This is a genomic window from Brevundimonas staleyi (assembly GCF_041893865.1).
GTDB lineage: Bacteria > Pseudomonadota > Alphaproteobacteria > Caulobacterales > Caulobacteraceae > Brevundimonas > Brevundimonas staleyi.
On the sequence record NZ_CP169082.1, the window covers coordinates 455,494 to 467,772 of the forward strand.

At 69.1% G+C, this 12,279-nt stretch carries 12 protein-coding genes; 5 read left to right on the top strand and 7 right to left on the bottom strand.

Going from position 1 to position 12,279, the window contains the following annotated elements:
- Together ACETK8_RS02370 and ACETK8_RS02375 are read left to right on the top strand one after the other, a co-directional pair.
- Nucleotides 1-1,104: a DUF3089 domain-containing protein gene (locus ACETK8_RS02370; RefSeq protein ID WP_374037919.1), complete on the top strand. Its 1,104-nt coding sequence runs from the start codon at nt 1-3 to the stop codon at nt 1,102-1,104.
- Between the two features lie 4 nt (nt 1,105-1,108).
- The gene (locus tag ACETK8_RS02375; RefSeq protein WP_374037920.1) at nt 1,109-1,510 is read left to right on the top strand and encodes a Rieske (2Fe-2S) protein; all 402 of its coding nucleotides are present in this window, start codon (nt 1,109-1,111) and stop codon (nt 1,508-1,510) included.
- Nucleotides 1,511-1,831: 321 nt separating this feature from the next.
- Here ACETK8_RS02375 and ACETK8_RS02380 read toward each other — a convergent pair whose 3' ends face one another.
- The 5 genes from ACETK8_RS02380 to ACETK8_RS02400 all read right to left on the bottom strand — a co-directional run bounded on the left by ACETK8_RS02380 (nt 1,832) and on the right by ACETK8_RS02400 (nt 6,573).
- The gene (locus ACETK8_RS02380; RefSeq protein WP_374037921.1) at nt 1,832-2,323 is read right to left on the bottom strand and encodes a phasin family protein; all 492 of its coding nucleotides are present in this window, start codon (nt 2,321-2,323) and stop codon (nt 1,832-1,834) included.
- The gene (locus ACETK8_RS02385; protein WP_374037922.1) at nt 2,320-3,069 is read right to left on the bottom strand and encodes a creatininase family protein; all 750 of its coding nucleotides are present in this window, start codon (nt 3,067-3,069) and stop codon (nt 2,320-2,322) included. The genes ACETK8_RS02380 and ACETK8_RS02385 overlap by 4 nt, the downstream gene beginning before the upstream one ends.
- A 148-nt stretch (nt 3,070-3,217) precedes the next feature.
- Nucleotides 3,218-3,811 (bottom strand): TetR/AcrR family transcriptional regulator, encoded by a 594-nt coding sequence (locus ACETK8_RS02390; protein WP_374037923.1) that lies wholly within the window; start codon nt 3,809-3,811, stop codon nt 3,218-3,220.
- 48 nt (nt 3,812-3,859) lie between these two features.
- The gene (locus ACETK8_RS02395) at nt 3,860-5,464 is read right to left on the bottom strand and encodes a DHA2 family efflux MFS transporter permease subunit (protein ID WP_374037924.1); all 1,605 of its coding nucleotides are present in this window, start codon (nt 5,462-5,464) and stop codon (nt 3,860-3,862) included.
- Nucleotides 5,461-6,573 carry an HlyD family secretion protein gene (locus tag ACETK8_RS02400; protein ID WP_374037925.1) on the bottom strand — a complete coding sequence of 371 codons (1,113 nt, stop codon included), beginning with the start codon at nt 6,571-6,573 and terminating at the stop codon, nt 5,461-5,463. Before ACETK8_RS02400 ends, ACETK8_RS02395 begins: the two co-directional genes overlap by 4 nt.
- A gap of 159 nt (nt 6,574-6,732) precedes the next feature.
- Between ACETK8_RS02400 and ACETK8_RS02405 the strand changes: the two genes are divergently transcribed.
- Entirely contained in the window at nt 6,733-8,025 is a 1,293-nt protein-coding gene (locus ACETK8_RS02405; protein ID WP_374037926.1) for a flavin monoamine oxidase family protein, read from the top strand.
- Nucleotides 8,026-8,238: 213 nt separating this feature from the next.
- Nucleotides 8,239-8,910 carry an endonuclease III gene (nth, locus tag ACETK8_RS02410; protein ID WP_374037927.1) on the top strand — a complete coding sequence of 224 codons (672 nt, stop codon included), beginning with the start codon at nt 8,239-8,241 and terminating at the stop codon, nt 8,908-8,910.
- On the opposite strand, the gene ACETK8_RS02415 is transcribed toward nth, so the two are convergent.
- A complete protein-coding gene (locus ACETK8_RS02415; RefSeq protein WP_374037928.1) occupies nt 8,907-9,962 on the bottom strand; it encodes a serine hydrolase domain-containing protein in 1,056 nt (351 codons plus the stop codon). The two genes, nth and ACETK8_RS02415, sit on opposite strands and share 4 nt — an antisense overlap.
- A 126-nt stretch (nt 9,963-10,088) precedes the next feature.
- Here ACETK8_RS02415 and ACETK8_RS02420 point away from each other — a divergent pair, with 126 nt between their 5' ends.
- Nucleotides 10,089-11,429 carry an APC family permease gene (locus tag ACETK8_RS02420; protein ID WP_374037929.1) on the top strand — a complete coding sequence of 447 codons (1,341 nt, stop codon included), beginning with the start codon at nt 10,089-10,091 and terminating at the stop codon, nt 11,427-11,429.
- On the opposite strand, the gene ACETK8_RS02425 is transcribed toward ACETK8_RS02420, so the two are convergent.
- Complete coding sequence (locus ACETK8_RS02425; protein WP_374037930.1) at nt 11,401-12,279, bottom strand: ATP-grasp domain-containing protein; 879 nt, start codon at nt 12,277-12,279, stop codon at nt 11,401-11,403. The genes ACETK8_RS02420 and ACETK8_RS02425 overlap by 29 nt on opposite strands.

Here is a 12,279-nt window from a genome sequence, read left to right on the forward strand (position 1 = left end):
ATGACGGCCGGACGCCTCGTCCTGCTGTGCGCCGGCCTGGCTCTGGCGGGCGGTCTGTCAGGCTGTCTGGGCGGGCCGCGCGAGCCCTTCGGCGCCCAGACCACGCCTCCGCCGCCCGACTACGACCGGCCCTCGGCCTGGCTGGCCTTTCCCGGTCGCGACGGACTGGAACGCTCGGTTCCGGACGGGCTGACGGCGGTCGCGGAGGCCGAGGCGCCCGCCGATGTCTTCTTCATCCATCCGACCACGACCGACGTGCGCGAGGTCTGGAACGCGCCGTGGGACGCCGACGACGAGACGGCGCAGCTGAACCCTGCGGTCCTGATGGGACAGGCCAGCGTCTTCAACGGCTGCTGCCGCATCTATGCGCCCCGCTATCGGCAGGCCACCCTGCCGGCGCTCGGCTATGACCGTCATCAGGCCGACGATCTGGCCTATGCCGACGTCGTCGCCGCCTTCCACGCCTTCATCGGCCGCTACAGCGAGGGCCGCCCCTTCATCCTGGCCTCGCACAGCCAGGGGACCTTCCATGCGGTCCGGCTGTTGCAGGAGGAGATCATCGGCACGCCGCTGCAGGGGCGGATGGTGGCCGCCTATCTGATCGGCGGCTATGCGCCGGAAGCCTTCCCCGAGATCGGCCTGCCCATCTGCGACGCGGCGGACCAGACCGGCTGCGTCCTGAGCTGGAACGCCGCCAAGATCGGCAGTCGCACCGCGCGGCTGGTGATCGACGACAAGACCTATTGGTGGAACGGCGGCTGGAAGGATCAGGACCAGGCGCGGGCGATCTGCGTCAATCCCCTGACCTGGCGGCGCCAGACCGCGTCCGGGGCGACCGCGCCGGCGACGCTCAACGCCGGGGGCATGCCCCTGCCGCGCGCGCCCTTCCCGGCGCGGGCCGAGACCATGCCGCCGTTTCGGCCACAGCTGACCGGCGCCCGCTGTCGCGACGGCATGCTGGAGGTGGACCTGTCGGATGCCCCGGCCGCCTATGGCGACCTTCTGACCCGGTTCCTGGGCAGCTATCACATGTCGGACTATGGCCTCTTCTACGCCGCCGTGCGGGCGAACGCCTCGGTCCGGGCGGCGGCCTGGCGACCCTGAACGGATGACGGACGTGAACGAGAACCCCGCGACGGAGCGAAAGCGCGTCTGGACCACCCCGCCGAACGTGGCCCTGTGCGCGCTGGACGACATCCAGGAGCCGGGCTCGCGCGGCTTCGTGCTGCAGATCGGCGAGGCCTTCTTCCACGGCTTCGTGGTGCGCAAGGACGGCGAGGTCGCGGGCTGGGTCGATCGCTGCCCGCATCAGGGTTTCCCCATCGCCATCGAAATGGATCGCTATCTGACGCCGGACGGGTCCCTGATCCTGTGCGGCTGGCACGGGGCGGTGTTCGAGCCCCTGTCGGGCGCCTGCGTCGGCGGGCCGTGCGCGGGCGGCAAGCTGACGCCCTGGCCGGTGAAGGCCGAGGGCGGGATCATCCGCACGGCGGCCGCACCCGAGGCCTAGGTCCAGTCGACATTCACGATTTTCCCGTGCACCCCGGCCTTCGCTGAAGTGCGCGGATGAAACTGGGAGCGGAGTTGGCAAAGCATCCCCGGAATCCGCCAACGATTCCAACGTCCCGAACTTTTAAGGGCCCTTTTCCTTAACGCCCCTCGAAACGGCCCCATACTGATCCAATCCACAGGAGGGGTGCGTCATGAAGCCATGGACGATCCGAACGCTTCGGACTCTTCGGACGGTGTTTTGGAGTCCGGATCCTCAGCTCGGCCACCACACCCGTGCGCCCAGCGAAGGCTGGGGTGGACGGGTGACTGTCGATTGAACCTAGTCGCGGCCGGAGAGTCTGCGGGCGTTGGCGATGGCGGCGTCGTGGATGGGGCGCATGGCCTCGGACTGGGTCCGCAGCAGTTCCGAGTTCAGGGTCATCATCTGACCCGCCGCCCGGCTCCACCAGCCGACCGCATAGTCGTAGCCGGCCCGCGCGTAGGCCTGGGGCGTGGCCGCCGTGGCCATGGCCTCGGCGGCGCGCTGGGCGTGGCCCATTTCGTCCATCGTGGCGTGGGCTGCGCGGGCGGCCAGTTCGCCCAGCTCGCCCGCGACGGCGGCGGCCGAGTCGGTCAGGGCCTCGATCTTCTCCGTGCCCATCAGGGACATCTCGACCATGTCCGCCTTGCCGGGATCGGCAAGGCCCTCGGCCAGGATGGTCAGCCGGGCGGCGATGACGTCCGAGGCGGCGCGCAGCATCTCTCCGCCGCTGGCGACGGTCATGGCGGCGGCGGTCGCGTCGCGGCGACCCTTGCGAGGGGATGCGCTCAATGGATGGGGTCTTCGGCGAAGGCCTGAACGTCGCGGATCAGGGCGGGCACGGCGGCGTCGATGATCCGCTGGCCTTTCTCCGGGCTGGCCTGGGCCGGGTCCGAACCGATGCGGCCGTCGGGGAAGCGGGCGCGGTAGTCCAGGGCGTCGCGGATCGGGCCGTTGGGGGCGATCTTCGGCGAATAGTCCGCCGTCTTGATCCGGTCCGGATAGGCGGCCTGGGTCACTGCGATCTCGGACGGGGTGGCGTGCATGCCGTGGCCGGTCGGGAAGATCTGGGTGCACAGGCTGTTGATCCCCGGCAGGTCCCACCAGTTCCTGAGCTTCAGGATCACCCGCGACTTGCGCGCCTGGAACGACGGGTCGGCATAGATCTCGCTGAAGGTCGCCTCGATGGTGGCGACGTTCCCGCCATGGCCGTTCAGGAAATAGATGTGGTCGAAGCCGTGGCGACCCAGCGAATGCACCCAGTCGGTGATGGCGCTCATGAAGGTCGAGGGGCGCAGGCTGATGGTGCCCGGGAAGGCCAGATGGTGCTGGGCCATGCCGATGTTGAAGGTCGGGGCGACGATCAGGCCGTCGTCGGTCTTCTCTGCGGCGTGGGCGATGATCTCCGGGCACATCCAGTCGGTGCCGAGGAGGCCGGTGGGGCCATGCTGTTCGTTCGAGCCGATCGGCACGATGACGGTTTTCGTCGTCTTCAGACGGGCGTCGATCTCTGGCCAGGAGGAATAGGCGATCAGCATGGGAAAGCTCCGTTTGAAGACCTTCTACCCGTCACCCTCGGGCTTGTCCCGAGGGTCCATGGGTCAACCGTCCAGTTCTCCACGATAGTGTCGCGGGAGTGGACGCATGGATCCTCGGCACAAGGCCGAGGATGACGAAGGGAAGGATCTAGGGCGCGAAAGCCCGGATGAACCGTTCGGCCGTCTCGCGGGCGCGGGAGGGGACGTCGGGAATGGGGTTGGCGATGCCGAGAATGCCGCGCAGGTGGCCGTGACCCATGACCATGCCGGTGAACATCTCGGCCGCGTGGACGGGATCGGGGATCCGCAACCGGCCCAGCCGGTCCTGCTCCTCCAGCCAGGCCGAGAGGCGACGCAGGCTCTCGCCCGGCCCGGCGTGATAGACGGCCTCGGCCAGGTCCGGAGCGGAGGGCGACATCAGGGCGACGCCGCGCATGTCGCCGCGCCCGTCGGGGCCGCACAGCTTGTTCAGCAGGGAGGCGGCGAACCCGGTCAGGACCTCCACCGGCTCCCCGCCCGACCGCAGGGGGGCGGTGATGGCGTCCGACCGCCGCTCGGCCAGGGCGCGGCCGATGTCCACCTTGGAGGCATAGCGGTTGTAGAGGGTCTGTTTGGAGACCCCTGCCTGTTTGGCGATCTGCTCCATCGAGGCCGCCGCGCCCTTTTCGGCGAACAGGCTCATGGCGGCGTCGAGGATGGCCTCGGACTTCCGTTCGTCGATCTGACCGGCGATGCGGGGCATCTCAGCGCCTCAAGCCGTGAGCGACCGTGTCGCGAACATAGGCGGACATCAGTGAGCGTCCGGGGGCGGGGCGGTTCCCGTGCCCGGCTTCACCGGCTTGGCCAGCAGGGTCAGGAAGGCGCAGGCGGCGCAGCCGAGGGCCAGCATGGCGAAGGCGTCACCGAAGGCGAGCGTCGTCGCCTGACGCTGGAGGATGCCCCAGACCACCTTCATCGCCGCGCCGTCCGGGTCGATGGAGCCCGACATCATGGTCGCCATGCCGGTCAGCATCTCCTGCATCCGGGCATCCGTCTGGGGGATGGCCTGGGTCAGTTCGCTCATGTGGAGCGCGGTGTTCTGGGTCAGGGAGGTGTTCAGGAGCGCCAGACCGAAGGCGCCGCCGACGTTGCGGAACAGGTTCACCAGGCCAGACGCGTTCTTCACCATATGGGGCGGCAGGGTGGACATGGTCACCTGCTGGGCCGCGATCATGGCCAGCATGACGCCGACGCCGCGCAGGGCCTGAACGCCCGCGAACTCCCAGAAGCCCCACTCGGTCGTGGCCGCATGGGCGTCCCACATGCCCCAGGCGCACAGCATGAAGCCGCCGAACATGAGGATCCTGAGGTCAAGAATGCGGACGAGCCGCCCGGCGAATGGACCGGTCGCGAACATGGCGAGGCCGGAGACGACCATGGTCGTGCCCACCTCGGCCGGCGAATAGTCGCGCACCCGCGCCAGGAACAGCGGCAACAGGAAGGTGCCGCCGAACAGGGCCGCGCCGACGGTGAAGGTCATCACGACCCCCACCATGAAGTTTCGGTTGTTGAAGGCCCGCAGCTCGACCACCGGATTGTAGTAGCTCAGCGACCGCCAGACGAAGGTCGGGCCGCAGATGGCCGCGACGACGGCGAGCAGCAGGATCTGGTCGTCGGCGAACCAGTCGTTCTTGGAGCCTTCCTCGAGCACGAACTGCATGCTCATCAGGAAGGCGGCCATCAGGCCCAGGCCCAGCCAGTCGAAGCCCTTGGACAGACTGGGATCGCCCTTGTCGAAATTGCCGAAGCGCCAGACGAGGAAGAAGGACAGGAGGCCGAACGGCACGTTGATGAAGAAGAGCCAGCGCCAGCTCGCCATCTCCGTCAGGTGACCGCCCAGCGTCGGGCCGATGGTGGGCGCCAGGGTCACGATCAGGCCGATGAAGACCGAGGCCGTGACGCGCTTGGACGGCGGGAAGGCGGTGAAGGCCGTGGCGAAGACGGTCGGGATCATGGCCCCGCCGACGAAGCCCTGGATGGCCCGGAACAGGATCATCACCTCGACCGAGGAGGACAGACCCACCGCCACCGACATGATGACGAAGCCGCCACAGGAAATCAGAAAGACCTTCTGCGTCCCCCACAGGCGCGACAGATATCCCGACAGGGGGATCATCACGACCTCGGGGATCAGATAGGCGGTCTGGATCCAGCTGATCTCGTCGGCCGATGCGCCGATGCCCGACTGGATCTGGGGCAGGGAGGCGGCGACGATCTGGATGTCCAGGATGGCCATGAACTGGCCGATGACCATCCCGACGAAGCCGAGGATCAGGACCGTCCAATTGATCTTGGGCTCGGACGCGGAAGGCTGGGGGGCGGGGCTTGCGGCCCCGTCCAGCGTGGCGGAGGTCATTGCTCGCTCGCGGTTCCGGCGTCGGCCAGACGGGTCTGGCCGGTGGCGGCCTCGGCGAAGGTGGCGCCGCCCTCGCTCTTCAGATCGACGCGGACCTCGACCGACAGGCCGGGACGAAGCGCCGCGCCACCGGCGGCGCGATCGACCAGGATGCGGACCGGCACGCGCTGGGTGATCTTGGTGAAGTTGCCGGTGGCGTTCTCGACCGGGATCAGGGCGAACTCCGAACCCGTGGCGGGGGCGAAGCTGTCGATCCGGCCGGTCAGGTCCATGCCGGGGAAGGCATCGGCGGCGATGTGAACCGTCTGACCCAGACGCAGTTCGCCCAGCTGGGTCTCCTTGAAGTTGGCGACGATATAGGTGTCGCCCAGCGGCACAAGCGACAGCAGCCGGCCGCCGGGACGCACATACTGGCCGGCGCGGACGCCGCGGGCGCCGACAACGCCGGCGGCGGGGGCGCGAATGACGGTGCGGTCCAGGTTGATGCGGGCCTGTTCGACGGCCTGGCGCGCCTGTTCGACGGCGGCCAGGCTCTGCTGGCGGGTCGAGCCGAGGACGCCGGCGGTGCGCTGTTCGGCGACCAGGGCGGCCTGGGCCTGGGCGACCGAGGCGGCGGCGGTCTGGGCCCCGGCGCGCTCGGTCTCGATGCGCTGCTCGGACACCCAGCCCTGACGGCCCAGGGTGGTGTAGCGGTTGACCTGGGCCTCGGCGAGGTTGGCCTGGGCGCGGGCCTGGGACACGGCGGCGGCGCGCGACGCGATCATCGCCTGTTCCTGGGCGGCGCGGGCGTCGACATTGTCCACGGCGGCCAGAAGGGCTGCGAGGTTGGCCTCGGCGGCGGCCAGCCGGGCCTTGGCGTCGGCGTCGTCCAGACGGACCAGGATCTGGCCCGGCTGAACCCGCTGGTTGTCGGTCACCAGGACCTCGGCGACGTAGCCGTCGATCTGGGGGCTGACCAGGGTCACATCGGCCTGGACGAAGGCGTTGTCGGTGGTCTCCCACCGCTGCTTGTTCTGCCACCACACGGCGCCGCCGATGATCAGGCCGACGGCGACGACGCCGCCCACGATGAGAGGCAGGCGCTTCTGAACGGCGGGGGGGAGGGCCATCGGAACAGACTCTTGGAAGACTTGGCGGAAGGCGGGGGAGGAGACGTCGAAACAGGTGCGTCAAAACGACGCCGATAAAATGGACCCAATCGTCCAAAAATCAATCCCCTTGCGACGGGCCGTGAACACGTCTTGTTTCGGCTCGTTCACCATCCCTGAATGAGCCCTCCGATCTCCCTGCCCGCCTCCATCGATGTCGCCGTGATCGGGGCCGGGTCGTCCGGGATAGCGGCCGCGCGTCGGCTGGCGAGGGCGGGCGTGTCGGTCGTGGTGCTGGAGGCGCGCGACCGGATCGGCGGGCGAGCCCACACCGGGCTGCGCGAGGGGATGCCTCTCGACCTCGGCTGCGGCTGGCTGCATTCGGCGGACGAGAACGTGCTGACCGGGATCGGGCGCGCGGCCGGCTTCACCATCGACGAGACGCCGCCGCCCTGGGAGCAGCAGACGTTCGACCTGGGTCTGACCGCCGCCGAACGGGCAGAGTTCGGGACCGCCTTCGACGCCTTCGACGAACGGGTGGCCGAGGCTGCGAAGGCGGGAGACGACCATGCGGCGTCCAACCTGTTCATCCCCGGCGAACGCTGGAACCCGCACATGGACGCCATCTCGGGCGCCCTGAACGGGGCCAAGTTCGCCGAGGTCTCGATCCTAGACTACGACGCCTATGAGGACAGCGGGGTCAACTATCGGCTGGTCGAGGGCTACGGCGCCCTGATCGCGGCCCTGGGCGCGGACGTCCCGGTGGTGCTGGATTGCGCGGTGCGGCGGATCGACCGGTCGGGCGTGCGACTCACCATTGAAACCTCGCGTGGGACGGTCGAGGCGCAATCATTGATCCTGACCCTGCCGACCTCGATCCTCGCGTCGGAAGGGGTGCGGTTCGATCCGCCCCTGCCCGATCTGGTCGAGGCGGCGGCGGGTGCGCCGCTAGGCCTGGCGTCCAAGCTGCACATGGCCCTGCACGGCTGGGAGGAGTTTCCGAAGGACGGCCAGCTGTGGGGCCGCAGCGACACGGCCCAGACCGCCGGCTATCACTTGAGACCCTTCGGTCGGCCGATCATCGAGGGCTATTTCGGCGGCGACCTGGCCTGGGGACTGGAAGCGGAGGGAGAAGCGGCCTTCTTCGACTTCGCCTGTTCGGAACTGGCGGTCCTTCTGGGGTCGAGCTTCCCGAAACGGCTGAGGGCGCTGTCGACCTCCATGTGGGGCGCCGAGCCCTTCTCGCTGGGGGCCTATTCCCATGTCCCGCCGGGACAGGGCGACCGGCTGACTGGGGCGCGCGCGCGGCTGAGACGGCCTATCGAGGACCGGATCTTCGTCGCCGGGGAAGCGACCTCGCCGAACTTCTACGGCACCTGCCACGGCGCCTGGATGGAGGGCGAGCGGGCGGCGGTCGAGGCGATGACGGCGCTCGGGCTTGATCCGCGCCTGTCTCAGCCCGAGGCGCGCTGATTTCACTCTCCGTCTCCCTCGGGCTTGTCCCGAGGGCCCATCGTGGAACAAGACGGCTACCGGAGCGTCGCTCTCTGGCGGGCGTCCGTGCGGCGGACAGATAGATTCTCGGGACGAGCCCGAGGATGACGGAGTGTGGGGTTGGCGAAGACAACAAGACCAAAAGGGAAGGCGACCTCGAAACCGGCGCCCGCCCGCAAGGCCGGCAGCATCATGACCGGCGCCCCCATCCCCATCTTCGCCTTCCCACCGGACGAGGATCGGGTGGAGGAAATCTTCACCCGCCTGGCCCGCGTCATGCCGGAGCCGAAGACCGAGCTGAACTTCGCCGACCCCTTCACCCTGGTGGTCGCGGTCGCCCTGTCGGCACAGGCGACCGATGTCTCGGTCAACAAGGCCACCGACAAGCTGTTCGCCGTGGCCGATACGCCGGCGAAGATGCTCGCCCTGGGCGAAGAAGGACTGGTCCCCTTCATCGCCTCCATCGGCCTCTATCGAAACAAGGCGAAGAACGTCATCGCGCTCAGCCGGATCGTGCTGGAGCAGCACGGCGGGGTCGTCCCCCTGAACCGCGCGGACCTTCAGGCCCTGCCCGGCGTCGGGCGAAAGACGGCCAGCGTCGTGCTGAACGAACTTGGGATCGAGCCGGCCATCGCCGTGGACACCCATGTCTTTCGCGTCTCGCACCGACTGGGCCTGGCCAATGCCGCCACACCGGACAAGGTCGAGGACCAACTGCACCGGGTCGTGCCGGAGGCCTTTCTCCACAAGGCCCACCACTGGCTGATCCTGCACGGGCGCTACACCTGTACGGCGCGAAAACCCAACTGCGCGGGCTGCATCATCAGCGACCTCTGTCCCTCGCGGGGACTGATGGCGGCCTAGGCGCCGCGTTCCGCCGCCGGGATGAAGCCGTCGGCGAGGAGGGCGTGCAGGGTCTGGACGTGGCCGTCGCGGGTCTCGGCCGGCGCGGGGTCCGAGGTCATGACGACCGTCATCCGAAGGTCCGGCACGACGAAGACCATCTGGCCGCCATAGCCCCAGGCATAGAAGACGTCGTGCCCGCGCGCCCGGCGCATCCACCAGCCGTACCCCTGCCCGTCGCCGGTGTAGCGGGACGAACCGCGTCGTTCCCACGACGTCTGGACCCAGCCCGCGGGCAGGACCCGCGTCTGATCCGACATTCCGTCGTTGCGATAGAGCTCGCCGAAGGCCAGCAGCGACCGGGGCGACAGCCGCATCTCGTTGCCGCCGAAATAGATGCCCTGCGGATCGGCGGGCCAGGTCGGGATCTCGATCCCCATGGACCGGCCCAGGAGCTCGCGCGTCAGGGCCAGGGTCGAGCGGTCCGACGCCCGTGTCAGCACCGCCGAGGTCAGGTGCGACGTCCCCGTCGAATAGATCAGCGCCCCGCCCGGATCGCTCTCGAACGGCTGGGCCAGGGCATGGCGGACCCAGTCGGGGCTGGACACCCAGGCTCCGTAGTTGGCTCCCGAGGTCGAGGCCAGGCCCGCCCGCATCGACAGGAGATCGCCGACCGTGATCCGCTGCAGCCTCGGGTCGGGGTTGGCCGGGAAACGGTCTGACAGGAAGGGCGCGACCGGCTGATCGACACTGGTCAGGACCCTCGCCCCGATGGCGGCCCCGGCCACGGCGGCCAGCACCGACTTGGACGCCGACTTGATGTTGACCGCCGTGTCCAGGCTCGGTCCGCGAAACACCTGTTCGATCAGGGGCTCTTCGTCGCGCGCGACGATCAGGGCGTGCAGCTTGGGCAGGGCGCGAGCCAGAGCGACGGTCTCGCTCGCCAGGGCGGCGTCGAGTCCGCGCGTGTCGCGCCCGGCGGACGACAGGGGCGCGACCTGACCACAGGCGGACAGCGGTCCGGCCAGGGCTGCCGCGCCGAGGCCGGCTCCGAGGAGGTGTCTGCGTCTCATGGAGCCCTAACTGACGGCGCCGCCCGGCGTTTCCCAACGTGGCGTCGCGCCGCAGTCGTTGCCCGCATCCGCCAACGGTGGTCTATCGGCCCTGAGGATGGCGCCGCCGTCCGGGGAAAGCCTGCCATGACGACCGAGACCCAACTGCCCGATCCGGATCGCGGCCATCTGCTGCGCGTGCTGGGGGTGACCTTCGGCATCGCCGTCGTGGTCGGCGGGGTCATCGGCCAGGGCATCCTCAGAACCCCCGGCGTGGTGGCCGAAGGGGTGCAGAGCCCGGCGTGGATCATCGCCCTGTGGGCCCTGTGCGGTCTGGTCGCCTTCATCGATTCCATGTCGACGGTCGAACTGGCCGCCTCCATCCGCCAGACGGGCGGACCCTACGCCTTCGCGCGCCGGGCCTTCGGGTCTCTGACGGGGCTGGCGGTCGGGGTGTGCGACTGGCTGGGCAATATGGGCGGGATCGCCTTCATCGCCGTGGTCTTCGGCGAGTATCTGCACCGGCTGGGCATTCTGACCGGCGTGCCGATCGGCTGGCTGGCCCTGATGGCCGTGATCTGCGTCGGCTGCGTCCAGTGGCTGGGCACCAAGGTCGGCGGCCGGTCGCAGGAGATCGGCAGCGCCGTGAAGGCCGCCCTGTTCGGCGTTCTGATCCTGGGCCTCTTCTTCGCGCCGCGCGGGACGCCGGTGGCGACCGAGGTCGAGCCCGCCACGGCAGTCGCCCTGACCTTCGCCGGCGTCGTCATGGCGCTGCGGGCCATCTCGGGCACCTATTACGGCTGGAACGGCGCGGCCTATTTCTGCGAGGAGGTGGTCGATCCGGGCCGCAGCATCGCCAAGGCCACCTTCTCCGGCATCGCCGTGGTGACGGCCATCTATGTGCTGGCCAATGTCGCCTATCTGCAGGTCCTGACCCCGGCGGAGATGGCCGGATCCAATCTGGTCGCGGCGGACGCGGCCGGGCGGGTGTTCGGCGAGGCGGCCGGGCCGGTGGTGACGGCGGTCAGCCTGATATCCCTGGTCACGATCCTGAACGCCATGGTCATGGTCTTTCCGCGCGTCCTGTTCGCCATGGCGCGGGAGTATCAGGTGCCGAAACTGTCGGACGTGGCTGCGAACGGCACGCCGCGTCTGGCCCTGATCGCCACGGTGGTCACGGGCGGCCTTCTGGCCACCATCGGGGTCTATGAGACTCTGCTGATCTTCTCGACGGCCTTGCTGGCCCTGATGAGCGTGCTGGTGAACGCGGCGGCCATCGTTGTGCGGATCCGCGAGCCGGGGCTGGAGCGGCCGTGGAAGATGCCCCTCTATCCCCTGCCGGCCCTGATCGCCCTGGCCATCAATGCGACCCTGTTCGTCGTCTTCGTGGTCGAGGATCCAGCGACGACGGCCAAGGCCTTCGGGGCCCTGGCCGTTCTGATCCTCGTGGCCTGGATCGCTACGCGCCGGAAGCCAGTCGCGTCCTGACGGCCTCGGCGAACATCCGGCCGCCGTCCGGGGCCTGCGAAAGATAGAAGTCGGGCTCGACCAGCTCGGCTTCCATCAACACCCACTTTTCCGCCGTTTCGACCATGTCGATGCGGGCGTAGAGCAGGGGCTTCTCGATCGCGGCCAGGACCCGCGCCGCCAGATCCACCGCGCCCGCCGGCGGCTCGGCCACGGGGGCGTAGGTGCCGCCGTACTGGGACTGGATGCGGAAGTCGCCGGCCTTGGCGGTCTTACGCACCGCGTGGCTGAACCGGCCGCCGAAGAAGAGCAGCGACAGCTCCCCGTCCGCCACCAATTCCGGCAGGAAGGGCTGGATCATGGCTGGGCCGTCGGGCGCGTCGGTCAGGGCCTCGCCGCGCGAAATCTTGACCGTCTTCCAGGCGCCGCCCGAGACGGTGGGCTTTACCACCAGCGTATCGGTCCCGAAGGTGTCGAAGGCCGCGTCGACCTCAACCTGCGTCACCCCGTCGGTCCAGACGGTCGCGGGGATCGGCACGCCCGCCGCCTCCAGCCGCCGCAGATAGGCCTTGTCCGAGTTCCAGCCGAGGACCGAGGCCGGATTGGCGATCCGCACGCCTGCTTCGTCCCAGAGCCGGGTCGCCGCCAGCCAGTCGGGGTGGCGCTCATAGTAGCCCCAGGTCAGGACGCCCAGCACCAGAGGAAAGGCCTTCAGGCGCGACGCGTCCGTCACATGATCGGTCCAGGCGGTGGGGACGGCGGTGACCCCGGCCATGTCGAGCGCGGTCGCCAGTCGGTCCAGCACGACGGGCCACTGGCTCTTGTAGGCGGGGTCGTCGGCGGCGGGCGTCAGGATGGCGATCTGGGTCAA

What these genes read in the sequence shown, in the direction of transcription:
- ACETK8_RS02370 (WP_374037919.1), top strand. Translation starts at nt 1, where the DNA reads ATGACGGCCGGACGCCTCGTCCTGCTGTGCGCCGGCCTGGCTCTGGCG.
- ACETK8_RS02375 (WP_374037920.1), top strand. Translation starts at nt 1,109, where the DNA reads ATGACGGACGTGAACGAGAACCCCGCGACGGAGCGAAAGCGCGTCTGG.
- ACETK8_RS02385 (WP_374037922.1), bottom strand. Translation starts at nt 3,069, where the DNA reads ATGCTGATCGCCTATTCCTCCTGGCCAGAGATCGACGCCCGTCTGAAG.
- ACETK8_RS02390 (WP_374037923.1), bottom strand. Translation starts at nt 3,811, where the DNA reads ATGCCCCGCATCGCCGGTCAGATCGACGAACGGAAGTCCGAGGCCATC.
- ACETK8_RS02395 (WP_374037924.1), bottom strand. Translation starts at nt 5,464, where the DNA reads ATGACCTCCGCCACGCTGGACGGGGCCGCAAGCCCCGCCCCCCAGCCT.
- ACETK8_RS02400 (WP_374037925.1), bottom strand. Translation starts at nt 6,573, where the DNA reads ATGGCCCTCCCCCCCGCCGTTCAGAAGCGCCTGCCTCTCATCGTGGGC.
- ACETK8_RS02405 (WP_374037926.1), top strand. Translation starts at nt 6,733, where the DNA reads ATGAGCCCTCCGATCTCCCTGCCCGCCTCCATCGATGTCGCCGTGATC.
- nth (WP_374037927.1), top strand. Translation starts at nt 8,239, where the DNA reads ATGACCGGCGCCCCCATCCCCATCTTCGCCTTCCCACCGGACGAGGAT.
- ACETK8_RS02415 (WP_374037928.1), bottom strand. Translation starts at nt 9,962, where the DNA reads ATGAGACGCAGACACCTCCTCGGAGCCGGCCTCGGCGCGGCAGCCCTG.
- ACETK8_RS02420 (WP_374037929.1), top strand. Translation starts at nt 10,089, where the DNA reads ATGACGACCGAGACCCAACTGCCCGATCCGGATCGCGGCCATCTGCTG.